The 12267-nt window shown below is 70.3% G+C and carries 17 protein-coding genes and 1 pseudogene; 15 read left to right on the top strand and 3 right to left on the bottom strand.

What is annotated here, in order from left to right:
- The first annotated feature begins 37 nt into the window (after positions 1-37).
- On the top strand, positions 38-436 hold the full coding sequence (locus tag ACIBA9_RS08845) for a MarR family transcriptional regulator (RefSeq protein WP_362159449.1): 399 nt from the start codon (positions 38-40) through the stop codon (positions 434-436).
- Between the two features lie 26 nt (positions 437-462).
- Here the strand turns inward: ACIBA9_RS08845 and ACIBA9_RS08840 are convergent, their stop codons facing one another.
- A complete protein-coding gene (locus tag ACIBA9_RS08840) occupies positions 463-1215 on the bottom strand; it encodes a maleylpyruvate isomerase family mycothiol-dependent enzyme (protein WP_399361034.1) in 753 nt (250 codons plus the stop codon).
- Between the two features lie 193 nt (positions 1216-1408).
- Positions 1409-2248 (bottom strand): annotated as a pseudogene (locus ACIBA9_RS08835) (MFS transporter); the annotation flags it as partial.
- A gap of 53 nt (positions 2249-2301) precedes the next feature.
- On the opposite strand from ACIBA9_RS08835, the gene ACIBA9_RS08830 reads away from it, so the two are divergent.
- Positions 2302-3882, top strand: a complete 1581-nt coding sequence (locus ACIBA9_RS08830; protein ID WP_399361033.1) for a recombinase family protein — start codon at positions 2302-2304, stop codon at positions 3880-3882.
- A gap of 939 nt (positions 3883-4821) precedes the next feature.
- On the opposite strand, the gene ACIBA9_RS08825 is transcribed toward ACIBA9_RS08830, so the two are convergent.
- Entirely contained in the window at positions 4822-5238 is a 417-nt protein-coding gene (locus ACIBA9_RS08825) for a hypothetical protein (RefSeq protein ID WP_399361031.1), read from the bottom strand.
- 305 nt (positions 5239-5543) lie between these two features.
- Here ACIBA9_RS08825 and ACIBA9_RS08820 point away from each other — a divergent pair, with 305 nt between their 5' ends.
- From ACIBA9_RS08820 to ACIBA9_RS08760, 13 genes are all read left to right on the top strand, one after another.
- On the top strand, positions 5544-5792 hold the full coding sequence (locus ACIBA9_RS08820; RefSeq protein ID WP_399361029.1) for a helix-turn-helix transcriptional regulator: 249 nt from the start codon (positions 5544-5546) through the stop codon (positions 5790-5792).
- On the top strand, positions 5792-5977 hold the full coding sequence (locus tag ACIBA9_RS08815; RefSeq protein WP_399361027.1) for a hypothetical protein: 186 nt from the start codon (positions 5792-5794) through the stop codon (positions 5975-5977). Before ACIBA9_RS08820 ends, ACIBA9_RS08815 begins: the two co-directional genes overlap by 1 nt.
- Before the next feature lie 185 nt (positions 5978-6162).
- Complete coding sequence (locus ACIBA9_RS08810) at positions 6163-6447, top strand: hypothetical protein (protein ID WP_399361025.1); 285 nt, start codon at positions 6163-6165, stop codon at positions 6445-6447.
- Positions 6440-6745, top strand: coding sequence for a hypothetical protein (locus ACIBA9_RS08805; protein WP_399361022.1), 306 nt, complete (start codon positions 6440-6442; stop codon positions 6743-6745). Before ACIBA9_RS08810 ends, ACIBA9_RS08805 begins: the two co-directional genes overlap by 8 nt.
- Positions 6735-7385, top strand: a complete 651-nt coding sequence (locus ACIBA9_RS08800; RefSeq protein ID WP_399361021.1) for a response regulator transcription factor — start codon at positions 6735-6737, stop codon at positions 7383-7385. Before ACIBA9_RS08805 ends, ACIBA9_RS08800 begins: the two co-directional genes overlap by 11 nt.
- On the top strand, positions 7382-7753 hold the full coding sequence (locus ACIBA9_RS08795; protein ID WP_399361019.1) for a hypothetical protein: 372 nt from the start codon (positions 7382-7384) through the stop codon (positions 7751-7753). The genes ACIBA9_RS08800 and ACIBA9_RS08795 overlap by 4 nt, the downstream gene beginning before the upstream one ends.
- The gene (locus ACIBA9_RS08790) at positions 7753-8223 is read left to right on the top strand and encodes a hypothetical protein (RefSeq protein ID WP_399361017.1); all 471 of its coding nucleotides are present in this window, start codon (positions 7753-7755) and stop codon (positions 8221-8223) included. Before ACIBA9_RS08795 ends, ACIBA9_RS08790 begins: the two co-directional genes overlap by 1 nt.
- A 336-nt stretch (positions 8224-8559) precedes the next feature.
- On the top strand, positions 8560-9804 hold the full coding sequence (locus ACIBA9_RS08785) for a YqaJ viral recombinase family protein (protein WP_399361015.1): 1245 nt from the start codon (positions 8560-8562) through the stop codon (positions 9802-9804).
- Positions 9805-9806: 2 nt separating this feature from the next.
- On the top strand, positions 9807-10715 hold the full coding sequence (locus tag ACIBA9_RS08780) for a recombinase RecT (RefSeq protein WP_399361013.1): 909 nt from the start codon (positions 9807-9809) through the stop codon (positions 10713-10715).
- Complete coding sequence (locus ACIBA9_RS08775) at positions 10712-11071, top strand: hypothetical protein (protein ID WP_399361010.1); 360 nt, start codon at positions 10712-10714, stop codon at positions 11069-11071. Before ACIBA9_RS08780 ends, ACIBA9_RS08775 begins: the two co-directional genes overlap by 4 nt.
- Complete coding sequence (locus tag ACIBA9_RS08770) at positions 11068-11553, top strand: RusA family crossover junction endodeoxyribonuclease (protein WP_399361008.1); 486 nt, start codon at positions 11068-11070, stop codon at positions 11551-11553. Before ACIBA9_RS08775 ends, ACIBA9_RS08770 begins: the two co-directional genes overlap by 4 nt.
- Complete coding sequence (locus tag ACIBA9_RS08765) at positions 11550-12062, top strand: hypothetical protein (protein WP_399361006.1); 513 nt, start codon at positions 11550-11552, stop codon at positions 12060-12062. The genes ACIBA9_RS08770 and ACIBA9_RS08765 overlap by 4 nt, the downstream gene beginning before the upstream one ends.
- Positions 12062-12238: a hypothetical protein gene (locus tag ACIBA9_RS08760; protein WP_399361004.1), complete on the top strand. Its 177-nt coding sequence runs from the start codon at positions 12062-12064 to the stop codon at positions 12236-12238. Before ACIBA9_RS08765 ends, ACIBA9_RS08760 begins: the two co-directional genes overlap by 1 nt.
- Positions 12239-12267 lie beyond the last annotated feature (29 nt).

The raw sequence follows: 12267 nt of genomic DNA, 5'->3' as shown, positions 1-12267 counted from the left end.
CGACGCAACAAAGCCTCATCTCTGCTACGGTGCGCTCATGGCGGCGAAGAAGGCCGAGCAGGCACTCGTGGAGCAGTGGCGGGACATCCTGGCGCTGCATGCGCGCACCCAGTGCGAGCTGGACCGTGAGCTGCACGGACACGGCCTGTGCGCCAGCGACTTCGAGGTCCTCGACCTGCTGGCCGAGGGGTCGGCGGCGGACGGCGGCTGCGCCTACCGCGTGCAGGAGATCTCCGACCGGGTCCACCTCAGCCAGAGCGCGCTGTCCCGGCTCATCGGCCGCCTGGAGAAGGACGGCCTCGTCGAGCGGACCATGTGTCCGGAGGACCGGCGCGGAGTGCGGGTCGTGCTCACCGGAAAGGGGCGCGCGCTGCACGGCGAGGTACGGCCGGTGCAGCGCGCGGTGCTGGCCCGGATGCTGGACGCGACGGACTGACCGTACGTCAGGTCTGCCCCGATGCGTCAGATCCCGGACGTGTCCCGCCACAGCTCGACCAGGGACCCGTCGCCGGTCACGCTGGGCACCGGGGCCCGGTTCCACAGGGCCAGGTACAACTGGTCGGCGGGACCCGACAATTCGGCCTCGGCCTCGGTCCAGGCCGCACCGGTGGTCTCCCGCACGGTCACCGGCGGTCCGGCCGTGAGCCGTACCGTCCACACCGCGTCCGGCCCCGCGTCCACCGCCCGCACCCGCAACACGCGCGGCTCCTCGGTGCGGACCCGGCTCCTTGGCCGGGCGTGGAAGCCGCGCAGCAACTCGTCGATGCCGTCCGCCGCGAACCGGGGGGCTATCGGGGAGAGCGCGGCGCCTCGTGCCGCCTCGGCGTCGCAGCGATGCACGGTCGTCTCGTGCGCCTGCCGCCGCGTCCAGAATGCGAGGGGCGTCGGGCTGTGTGCCGTGAGGAACGTCCAGCACTCCACGTCGGCGGGCGCGTCGGCCAGCGTGTCGACCAGCAGCCGGTGGCTGTCGCGGTACCAGGCCACCAACGCGTCGCCGTCCAGGGCCGGCGGCTCGTCCATCGGCCGGGGCGCGGTGTGCGCGTCGGCGACGAACGCGGCAGCCCAGCGGTGCACCGATCCGGTGTGCCGCAGCAGGTCACGCGTCTGCCACTGCGGACAGCCCGGCACCTTGGCGTCGGGGCCCGCCTCGGCGGCGGCCGCGGCCAGCAACTGCCCCTCACGGTCCAGGGTCTGCAGGAACTCGGCATTCTCCATGGGGGTGAGTGTGCCGTATGCGGCGCACAACGAGACGACTGATGTGGCGCACACCGCGACGGCTGATGTGGCGCGCACCGCGGCGCCGGATACGCCACACATGGACGGTTGCGCCACACCGGATGCCGTCGGCCCGCCGGCCCGGCGGCACCCGTCGGAGCGGCGGTCTGCCGGTCGTGGCCGGGGGTGGGCTTCAACCGCTCATCGCGTGCCGCGTGGACACCCCGATGGCGGCGGCGACGGCGGCCAGGGCGGCCACGCTGACGAGCGCCGTGGGCAGGGAGAGCCGGTCGGCCATGAAGCCGATCGCGGGTGGCCCGAGGAGCATGCCGCCGTAGCCCAGTGTGGAGGCGACGGCGACACCGGACGGCCCGGCCAGGGCGCCGGCCCGTTCCACTGCGACCGGGAAGAGGTTGGCGAGCCCGAGTCCGGTGACGGCGAAGCCGATCAGGGCCGCCCACACCGAGGGGGCGAGCGAGCCGAGCAGCATGCCGGCCGCCGCGACCGTGCCACCGGCGACCACCGTCCGGGCGCGGCCCAGCCGCGCCAGCAGGGTCGAGCCCGTCAGCCGGCCGATGGTCATGGCCAGGGCGAAACACGCGTATCCGGCGGCAGCCGTACCGGCCGAGGCCGCCAGGTCCTGCTGGAGGTGGAGTGCGCCCCAGTCGGCCATGGCGCCCTCGCCGTAGGCGGTGCACAACGCCACCAGCCCGAAGACGACGACCAGCCCGCGACCGGCGCTGCGCCGTGCCGGGCCGCCGACCGGATCCGGCTGTGGCGCCGGCCTGCGCTCCGCGGGCACCGGGGGGTCGTGCCGCAGCAGGGCACGCCCGGCGACCGCCGTGACGAGCAGTCCGATCAGAGTGAGACCGAACAGGTGCCGGACGGGGGAGAGGGCGCCCGCGACCAGACCACCGAGGCCGGCGCCGATCATCCCGCCCAGACTGAAGGCGGCGTGGAAGCTTGGCATGATCGGCCTGCGCACGGCGGCGACCAGGTCCACGGCGGCACTGTTGAAGGCGACGTTCACACCAATGAACGTGTGCTAAACACTAATCAAGACCGGTCCACGATGCTGGAGTTCGCATGAGCCTCGCCGTCCCTCAACGTCCCTGCCTCTACACCCGATTGTCGTACGCCCCCGATGGCTCCCTGGAGAAGGTCGAGCGCCAGGAGTCGGACGGCCGGACCATGGGCGCGCGGCTCGGCTGGCCGGAGTTCTGCTGCGTGTACGTCGACAACAGCCGGTCGGCCTGGCAGCGCAACCGCAAACGCCCCGACTGGGACAGGATGCTGGTTACCTTCGATGCGACCGGCAGGCAGTTCATCCAGCACGACCCGAAGGCGAACCACCACCACGACGGGATCATGACCTACCACGGCGACCGGCTCATCCGGCAGCCCTACGACCTGGAACTGCTCCTCACCCTTGCCGACCAGCGGCACATCCCGCTCGCCTCCGTCTCCGGGGTACGGGACCTGTCCAGCCCCGACGACCGCTTCATCCTGCGCATCGAGGCCGCCCAGGCCTGCCGGGAGTCCGACAACACTTCCCGCCGGGTCCGCCGCGGCATCAAGGCCGTGATGACCGGCAAGGGAGGCGAAGTGCCGGCCCGGTCCCGGCCAGGTGGCCGGCGCGCCTTCGGCTGGGGCGTACCGACCGGAGCGATGCGCATCAAGGTCGACCGCCGGACCGGTGAAGAGACCGAAGTGCCCGTCCTCGACCTGAACCAGACCGTGGACGACGAGACCAAGCTGCTGGCGGAGGTGGCCGAGAAGCTCCTCGCCGGCCTGAGCAAGCGCGGCGGCGTGCGCTGGATGAACCAACGCAGCCGCACTTCCGCAGGCAACCTCTGGACTGACACCACCCTCACACGGGCGCTCACGTCCTGGCGCATGGCAGGACTTGTCGAGCACGAGGGCACGCTGTACAAGGCCGCCTGGGACGAGGTGATCCCGCTGGAGACGCTGCTCGACCTGCGGGCACTGTTCAGGGAGAGTGCCGAGACGCACGGTTATCACGGCTCTGCCCGCAAGTACCTGCTGTCGGGCAACGGCGTGTGCAGCACCTGCCACGACTTGAGCAAGTCACCCAAGGCGTCCGAGAGATGCACGACTGCGATCCGTTTGTGCAAGGAACAGCACGTCACCCTGTCGACCAAACCGGTCAACGGCAACCGCCTGTACTACTGTCGGGTGTGTCTGAAGGGCAGGAACCTGGCGTACTTCGACGCCTACGTGGAAGGCCGTACGCTCCGGCTGCTGTCGGATGTGCGGCTGACCGCTGAACTCCGCGCCGCCCAGGGTGACGAAAAGACGGGCGTGCGCCAGGAGATCGCCGACCTGGAACGGCGGAGGGCAGCGCTGCGGCAGAAGGTCGAGCAGGCGGCTGACCATCCGGATGTCGATCCCATGCTGGCGATGCAGGCCATTTCCAGCTACGACCGCAAGCTGCAACGACTGCGGTCCCAGCTGTCCATCGACCGCGATCACCGGCGCCTGGAGCGCATGCTGGGAATCACTCCGGAGGCCTGGGCAGGCGAGCCCGTCGAGGTGCGCGCAGCTGTCGTCAGCATGCTGTGGCAGGTCGTCATGCTGCCGGCGAGGAAGGGGCGAGGCTTCGACCCGTCCTCTGTACGGCTATGGAGGCGCGGCATTGGCGTGTGACGCTGGCGTGGCCTTCGGCTCCGGCTGAGGGCCACGCCAGGACGTCAGCTGAGGCAGGTCCTCAGCTCTATCGAGGTGCGTGCATCGGTGCACAGGATCGGCCGGGAACTAGGCCCGCCTGTCCCGGGTGGCGATGTCGGTGTGGAGGACGCCGGCGGTAAGGCGGGCGGCGGTGGTTGGACCCGTGCTGGAGGACTGGCTGTCTCTGCGCTACGGCTTGTCCCGCCCCGGAGGGTGAGCGTCGGCAATGGTGTGCCGGCCGTGGCCGTACGCGTGCTGTCCTGGGCGGTCCCGGCCACCGACGGCGCGCGTGCCGTCGGTGGCCGCGCTGCGTGTGCCGTCCTAGCTGCTGCTCTGTGCGCCGGACCTGGGCTGCCGGGTGGGCGGGGCCCGGCGCGGTTGGGCGAAGGGCCGGTGGAGAGCTGTGACGGAGTCGGAGGAGTCTGGTGCGGTGGTTCCAGGTTGGTAAGCAGCAAGGTGGCCACGCATGCCACGACGGCCGTCGCGGCTCCGCTGGCCACGAGCGTCGGTCTACGTCGGCGCGAGGCGTCCTGTAGGCCGACGAGCGCCGCGGACATACCGCCGAGGTAGAGGCGTAGATGTCGTTTCCGTCGAACTGGTACAGCAGGTGGTGCGGTTGCTACTGGTCTCGATCCTCCAAGACCGATCTCTTGGAGGATGTGTTCGCAGTCGCGCTCGACGCGTAGCTGAGTGAGCTGCCAGCTGAGTTTCCTCAGCCGCCGGAAGAGCAGGTACACGATCAGAGCGATGGCGCCGAGTGCTCCCGCGAGAATGACTTCGATCATCCCCATCCCCTACGAGCGCACGCGGTTCAACTGATTGTGCAATGCAGATGTTGAGGATGCGACAACTTTTGACCGCGACAGAAGCGTACATGCGTATCGTGACTGATTCGTGACCAAGCGTTGGCCAAGGGAGCTACGAGGTGCTACGACCTGGCGTTTCCCGGGCGAGCGGGGCGTCAGTGGCCCCTTGCCGCGCGGCCTCCGCCTCGATCTGGGCCGCCAAGGTCCGCAGGAGCAGCGCCTTCTCCTGGGCGGACCGCGGCCGCTCGTCGAGCGCGTTCAGGATGACTTTCTGCTGCCACTCCTCCAACTGCGCCAGGGGGCCGGCCTCTGGCGCCGGGCTGGGGGCAGGAGCCTTGGATCGCTCCAGCTCCCGCAGGATGTCCGCGGCTTGGGTCCGGCCCGTCTCGGCAAGGCGGGTGGAATCGATGCCCACGACCCACGCCATGTGAGCCAGGGTGGCGTGCGGCGCGGTCACCTGACTGTCAGAGTCGCGCCGGTAGCCCCTCTCGATCTGGCGCCATCGGCTGCCCGAGAACTTGACCTCCATGCGTGCCGCCGCCGTCTCGGGGCTCAGCCCAGAGGCCTCGCGCGCGAGGCGGATGAGCGTCGCCTCCGCCGGCGGTGGGGGTGTCGCCGGTGCTCCCATGCCCGTCTGCCCCTGCCTGCTCTATATGCGGTGTTGGACTTTCTTGGACTGTACCGGACAGGGCAATCCTGCTGTACAGGGCTCCGCACACAACCCCCACATTCGGACGATCCCAGTGCGAGGCCGAATCTGAATGTCAAAGAATGTGCGAGTTACCGACCAGTAAAGGCTTGTACTGTCAGAGTCAGTCACATACAGTCTCGAACATGAGAACCCCGATAGACCCCCGGCGACTCACGCGACGCAGGGTGGAAGCGGGACTGAGTCAGAACGCCCTGGCCCGCAAGGTCGGCGTCACCAAGCAGCTCGTGAGTGCGGTGTCGCTCGGCAGGGCGAACTTCAGCCCCGAAACTCTCGCCAAGGTCGCCGAGGCCCTGGGATGCGAAATCGCAGACCTGCTGCCCGAAGACGACGCCGAGTTCCACGCCAAGACCCAGCCGCAGAGGCCCGCCTGATGTCCGCGCGCATCTGCCGCACGGCCGAAGAAGCCTTTCAGGCCGGCTGGGACGAGAAGTGCGACCACGACACCGACCCCGGTGTGTGCCCCGAGTGCGGTCTGACCGACACCGAGATCGCACGGCTCGTGATCCTGCTCAGCCACCCGGCGGCCCCGACATCGGCAGTAAGAGCGGCGGCCTGATGCGCGCCCCCATCGACATCATCTGCCGCTGGCTCTGCGGCACATGCGGCCACCGCAATCCGGTCTTCCGGTTCGAGTGCCGCCGCTGCCGAACCCCGCGGCCCTGAACGTGCTGAGGGCCCGCCGTGCACCCGGCGAGCCCTCGGCCCACCACCCATCACCTTGAGAGGAACGAGGTGGACCCGATGCGTCCCAGCATCCCACAATCCACCCTGACCCCGGACTCCCTGGCGTATGCCGAGGCCGACCGCACACGTATCGAGCGCAACGATCTCCGCGACCTGCTGAAGGCCGTCCGCGACGCTCTCGACGTTCCGCCCGGTCACCGGCGGCCCACGATGCTCGACTCGCGTGCGCTGCTCGTAGTCGGCACCCTGACCGACGTCCTCGACGGCAAGGCCAGTCTGGGCATCGCCTGGGAGACGGAACTCATCCGCCAGAAGGTGCGCGAGGACGGCAGCCATGCCTGAGCCGCTCACCGACGACTACCTCAAGCTGACCCAGCAGCACATCGCGGCCGTCCCCGCCGGCCCCTGGGAGCTGATCCCCAACGACTACGGCGTGCCCGAAGCTGTCGGGCCGATCAGCTTCCTGGAGACGGCGTCCGACGAATACCAGCTGCCCGTCGTCCAGTTCGTGGGCCACGCCCGCGAAGCCCTGCCCCGGTACGTCGGTGAGGTCGCCCGACAGCGGGACGAGATCCGCTCCCTCCTGGCCCGCCTGCGTGACCTGGAGCGCGTACGGGGCGGTGACCGCCGTGACCGCTAAACCGCTCAGTCCACTCGCCCTCGCCCGCGTTCGGACCAGCGTGGAGCGCAACCCCAGCCACCCGTCCGCGGTCGTTGTCCGGCAGCTGCTGGATGAAATCGACCGGCTCAAGTCGCCGCAGGTGCTGGCCGAGTGGGACCCCGACGTGGAGTGCCCTCTCACCCGTCGGCAGCTGGAGGTCCTCATCAGGACTACCAACGGCGAGACCTGTGAGCGGATCGGCCCGCAGCTCGGCATCGACCCCAAATCCGTGAGGAAGCACCGGCAAGGGGCCATGCGACGACTCGGCGTCCGTTCGACCGCGACGGCAATCGCCATCTGCCTCCTGAACGGCTGGTTCCCGACCGGCGCTCTCACCCTCCCGGCACAGCCACGTCGCATGTCACGGGTCGTGGCCCGCAACACCTACCGGGAGCGCGCGGCCGCACTGCGCGAGACGCCCGGCGAGTGGGGCGTAGTCGCCTTCTACGACAGCGGCCCGACAGCCCGGCAGAGCGCCTACCGCCTCCGGACGGGCTCCTTCAAGGCCTTCCGCCCGGTCGGCCGCTGGGAGTCCGAGGCATTCACCCGCGACGGCACCCACGGCGTCCGCGCCCGCTACGTCGGTACCCCCACCACCCTGGAACTGGAGGCGTCATGAGCGCCCTGACGCTCGACTGGCGGGGCACCGTGATGCCCGACGGAAAGGGACCGGAGGGCAACGCCGTACGAGCCCGGCTGCGCGAGCTCGCCGAGCAGCACCCCGTCGGCTCCCGCGTCGTACACGCCTGCGGCCGCCAGGGCACCGTCGCCGTCGATCAGCCCCAGCACGTCCCCGGGCTGTTCACCGGCGAGCCGAGCGCCGTCTGCCTGGCCGGTAAGGCACACGACCAGCCGATGGTCTTCGTCCACTGGGACAACGACTCCGGTCTTACCTGGGGCGTCTGGGTGCGAGCGGACAAGATCCGCCGCAGTGCGCCGCGCGCGGCGAACCGGCCCAGCAACAAGGCCCGGATTGGGGGCCGCTGATGCGGTACGCGCTCATCACGTCGGACGGCGAACTCACCGACCACGACGACCAGCCCGACTGGGACGCGCTCGTCGGCACCGAGGGCAAGGCCCGCGTTCACCTGCCCCGCCTGGCCGTCACCGGCTGGGTCAGCGACGACGGCCTCCGCTTCCCGGACCAGTACCCACGCAACGTCGTCGGCTCCTGCGTCCTGATCACACTCGGCGCCCGTCTCCAGCCGTACGCCGGACCGATCGTCCTCACCGGATGGGACCCCACGTGCACGGCGCGAGGGTTGCCCGAGATCTGCTCCATGCCTCGCCCCACCGACTTCCTCGACACCGTGCATGGTGCTGTTCTCAAGGCCATCAACGGTCAGACCCCACGCGACTTCTCCCCATCCTGGGCCGAGCAGACTCGCGAGGTCGCAGAGCACGTCCGCACCGCGCCCAGCCCCCGCCTCACCATCCGGTCGGTGAGGCTGCCGTGAAGACCACCCGTCCGGCGTCAACGCCGTCTGCCGCCGCCGCCTTGAGGAGGGCGGCCGCCGTGGAGGTCAAGGCAGGAGAGGCGCACCGTTCCGCGCCCGTGACCCTGCCTGCGCCGGGCGGGTCCCCCGCCACCCGTACGGCGTCAACGTCACCTGCTGCCGGTCTGGGAGATACGGCAGCGGGAGCGAAGGCGGCTGAGGGGCCTTCCGATTTCGAGGCCCCAGAGACCCCGCCTGCGCCGTACGGGCCCCAGACCACTCGCCCGGAGTCAACGTCACCCGCCGCCGGACAGAGCACGGCCGCAGCGGGATCCAAGGCAGGAGAGGAACCGCACAGTGAACTCGGTACCTGAGACCCCGCCTGCTCCGGGCGAGTCCCACACCTCCCGGACGGCGTCAACGCCACCCGCAGCGGAGCTGCTCGCGGCCGCAACGGGAACGAAGGCAGGAGAGGGGCCGTCACGACGACTGACCCCGGCCCCCGAGACCCTGCCTGCGCCGTCCGGGACCGCGACCGGGTCAGAGACGACCATCCGCGTCTCCGACCCGGTCGCCCCGACCGCGCGGCTACTGCTCGCCGCTGGAGCCTCCGAGGAAGCCTGGCGTGAAGCGCGGGCCGGTGGTGCCGGCGGCTCGGACGTGGCCGCCATCCTCGGCATGGACGCCTACCGCGGACCGCTGCATGTCTGGCTGGAGAAGACCGGCCAGGCCTCAGAGCGCCACAATGCGCGGCTGGAGAGAGCCGCCCGGCGCGGCCACCGGCTGGAGGGCCTCGTCGCCGAGTTCTTCGCCGAGGACTCCGGTCTTACGGTCATCGACTCGCCGGGCACCCTCCAGCATGTCGACCACCCGCACTGGATCGCCAACCCCGACCGGCTCACCGTCGCGCCCGACGACCAGGCCCGTGACGAGCTGGGCGTACTGGAGTGCAAGTCCCGTACCTGGCGCTCCGCCCGCATCGAGGGCTGGCACGGCGAGCAGGCACCGGATCGGCCCGCGATCCAGGCCCACTGGTACCTGACCGTCACGGGCTACCGGTGCGCGTACGTCGCCGGTCTCATCGATGACGACCTGACGTGGTTCCGCCTGGAGCGCGACGAGGAACTGAGCGCCCTGCTCGCCGACGCCGTCGACCGGTTCTGGCACAACCACGTACTCGCCGGCGTCCCGCCGAAGCCGGACGGCTCGCAGGCCACGGCCGAGCTGCTCGCCCGGCTGTGGGACACCCGCGAGGAAGCCACCGTCGAGGTCGATCCGGTCGAGACGATGCTCCTGAAGCAGCGCCGTCGCGAACTGAAGGAAGAGATCGCCTACCTCGGGGACCAGCTCACCGAGGCCGAAAACCAACTGCGGGCCAACGCCGGGGAGGCCGAGGTCGCCACCATCGGCGGCCGCCCGGCCTACACCTGGCGCCGCAACGGCCAGTTCGCTGCCGCTCGCTTACGCGACGCCGAGCCGGACCTCGCCGCCCAGTACACCCACCTGGTCCCAGCCGTCGACACCGAGCGGCTCGCCCAGGAGCACCCCGAGACCTACCGCAAGTACCGGGCCCGCGTGCTCCGCGTGCCCTCGGAAGGATGACCATGCCCGACAGCCTGAAGGACCGCGTGAAGGCCGCCGCCGGTGCGGACGAGCCTCAGCCGGACCACCAGCCGGTTACCGACCTCGCCGTGAACGACAGCGCCCGACAGTGGTTGCTACGCCGCGAGACCTACTTCACGGACGCCTTGCCCCGGCACGTGGACCGAGCGCACTTCATGGCCGTCGCGCAGGCCCGCATGGAGGACCTGAAGAACTGCACCCCGGCGTCCATCCATACCGCGCTGCTCGCCTGCGCACGGTTCGGGCTGGAGCCCGACGGCCGCCAGGCCGCCATCGTCCCCTACAGCGGCGTGGCCACCTTCCAGCCGATGTACGAGGGCTACATCGAGCTGATGTACCGACACCCGCGCGTCGACTCGGTGCACTTCGGCTGGGTTCGGGAGAACGACGCCTGGGACTACACCCCGACCGAGCCGAGCCCGCGCGACTTCTACCACAAGCCGCGCGTGGACCTCACCGACGAGGAGCGAGGGAAGGTCATCCTGGCCTACGCCTTCGCGTGGATCGACGGCCGCCGCTCCCAGGTGATCATCCTGAACCGGTCACAGGCCGAGGGCATCCGCAACAAGTTCTCCAAGGCGTACAAGAAGGCCGAGAGCAACGGCAAAAGGGACTCGGCCTGGCACACCGACTTCGACGCCATGTGGGCCAAGAGTGCGGTGCTCCGGCTCCGCAAGGTCGTGCCCACGTCGACCGAGCTGGCCGAGCTGATCCAGCACGACGACGACCTCGACGACGCGCACACTGTGCCGCCCGTCATCCGGGGCACCGTCATCTCCCGCGACGACCAGCCCGGCGATGGCGAGCACCCGGCGGCCGCCGCATCCTGGCCGGCCGCTGCCCAGCCCGGCTCTGGCGCACGTGACGCCGAGGGCGGTGAAGAGCAGTGAGCAGCGCGGAGCGGGAGGCCGTCATCCGCGAACTGGCACGGAGAGGCAGGCGTGCCTTCACCGCCGAGACCTACACGCGGCAGGGCATCCTTGACGCCGTCCGCGAGAACCGGCGGCGCCACGCCAACGACCCTGGCGTCCAGTTCGCGGGCCACGCGGCCGAGCACCTCGCCCGGGAGATCCCCGCGGTCGTCGACCTTCCCCTGGCCGACATCGCCACCGTGCTGCTGGCTGCCGGGGGAGCCGGCGGGGTCTTGGCGGAGCTGCACAACCTGGACGGCACTCAGCTGGCCGGAATCTTCCAGATGGCCGCCGACGAGCTGGACCAGCGCGCGAGCGGCGGTGAGCAGCCGTGACCGCTCCCGCCTTCTCCATCACCGTGCACGGCACCCCGGGCCCGCAGGGCTCGAAGAACCGCAATGCCGCCGGTGCGCTGTACGAGTCGTCAGCCAAGGTGAAGCCGTGGCGCGAGGCCGTGAAGTCGGCCGCGCTGGACGCACTCGCCTACGACGAGGCGTGGCAGCCGCTCCGTGAGGCCGTCCGGCTGGAGGTCGTCTTCACGCTGCCCCGGTCGAAGAGCCACTTCGGCACCGGCCGGAACGCGGGCGTGGTCAAGCCGTCCGCTCCGCAGCATCCGACCGGCAAGCCGGACACGGACAAGCTGCTCCGCTCGACCCAAGACGCCTTGAAAGACGCGGGCGTACTCCTCGACGACTCCGTCGTGACCGACACGGTCGCTGCCAAGCGGTACGTGCTCACCGGTGCCGACACCCTCTCGCACCCCGGCGCCGTCATCCGCGTGTGGCGCCTGACCCAGCCCAAGGAGACGACGTCGTGACCCAGTTGAAGTTCGACGCCAAGGTTTCGGCGTCCGCACAGGAGGCGCTGGAGTCGCACGTGCGGCCCGTGTACGACCAGCCCGGTGCGCGGCGGCTGTTCGTCGGCGAGTTCGCGCACATCGAGCGGACGGAACCCGCGCCGGGCACGGAGAAGGAGCCGTCGGTGAAGGTGCGCATCGTGCACCTGGAGCTGCCCAACAGAGAGCAGGAGGACGCCGTCCGCGATGCGCTCCGCTTCCTGCACCTCCAGCGGACCGCACACGGCACGTTCGACGACGGCGGACAGCTCGAACTCGCCGATTCCACACTGCGGCTGACCGGCGGCATGCTCGCCTTCATCGAGACCGCCCGGCTCCGCGCGGGCCTCGCGCACTGGCGGGAGTACGCGCAGCGGCTGATGCGCGGCCCGGACCTCACCGTGACCGAGATGCGGCACGAGATGCAGGCCCTCTCCGACGGACTCACCGCGGTCCTCGACACCGCCCGCGACCACGACAGCGAGGACTGATGTCCATCGTCGCCGCCGGCCTGCTGCTCGGCGCCCTGTCCGGGGTCATCACCTACGGCATGAGCTTGGACCTCCAGCTCGCTGCCATCACCGCAGGCGCAGCGGTCGTCCTTACCTGGCTTGGCTGCGCCTACCTGGTCGCCGAGCCACCCCAAGGGCGCCGCGAGCACCACTGACCCACATGACGCGCCCATGAGGCGTCCAT

Origin of the sequence: Streptomyces sp. NPDC051452 (assembly GCF_044454765.1) — a bacterium.
Taxonomy (GTDB): Bacteria; Actinomycetota; Actinomycetes; order Streptomycetales; family Streptomycetaceae; genus Streptomyces.
This window is presented reverse-complemented; position numbering and strand designations above follow the sequence as displayed.

Bases quoted from the DNA above. Each gene is read 5' to 3' on its own strand.
- ACIBA9_RS08795 (WP_399361019.1), top strand. From the start codon at position 7,382: ATGAGCGCCCTGACGCTCGACTGGCGGGGCACCGTGATGCCCGACGGA.
- ACIBA9_RS08810 (WP_399361025.1), top strand. From the start codon at position 6,163: ATGCGTCCCAGCATCCCACAATCCACCCTGACCCCGGACTCCCTGGCG.
- ACIBA9_RS08780 (WP_399361013.1), top strand. From the start codon at position 9,807: ATGCCCGACAGCCTGAAGGACCGCGTGAAGGCCGCCGCCGGTGCGGAC.
- ACIBA9_RS08805 (WP_399361022.1), top strand. From the start codon at position 6,440: ATGCCTGAGCCGCTCACCGACGACTACCTCAAGCTGACCCAGCAGCAC.
- ACIBA9_RS08830 (WP_399361033.1), top strand. From the start codon at position 2,302: ATGAGCCTCGCCGTCCCTCAACGTCCCTGCCTCTACACCCGATTGTCG.
- ACIBA9_RS08760 (WP_399361004.1), top strand. From the start codon at position 12,062: ATGTCCATCGTCGCCGCCGGCCTGCTGCTCGGCGCCCTGTCCGGGGTC.
- ACIBA9_RS08815 (WP_399361027.1), top strand. From the start codon at position 5,792: ATGTCCGCGCGCATCTGCCGCACGGCCGAAGAAGCCTTTCAGGCCGGC.
- ACIBA9_RS08825 (WP_399361031.1), bottom strand. From the start codon at position 5,238: ATGGAGGTCAAGTTCTCGGGCAGCCGATGGCGCCAGATCGAGAGGGGC.
- ACIBA9_RS08820 (WP_399361029.1), top strand. From the start codon at position 5,544: ATGAGAACCCCGATAGACCCCCGGCGACTCACGCGACGCAGGGTGGAA.
- ACIBA9_RS08845 (WP_362159449.1), top strand. From the start codon at position 38: ATGGCGGCGAAGAAGGCCGAGCAGGCACTCGTGGAGCAGTGGCGGGAC.
- ACIBA9_RS08790 (WP_399361017.1), top strand. From the start codon at position 7,753: ATGCGGTACGCGCTCATCACGTCGGACGGCGAACTCACCGACCACGAC.
- ACIBA9_RS08840 (WP_399361034.1), bottom strand. From the start codon at position 1,215: ATGGAGAATGCCGAGTTCCTGCAGACCCTGGACCGTGAGGGGCAGTTG.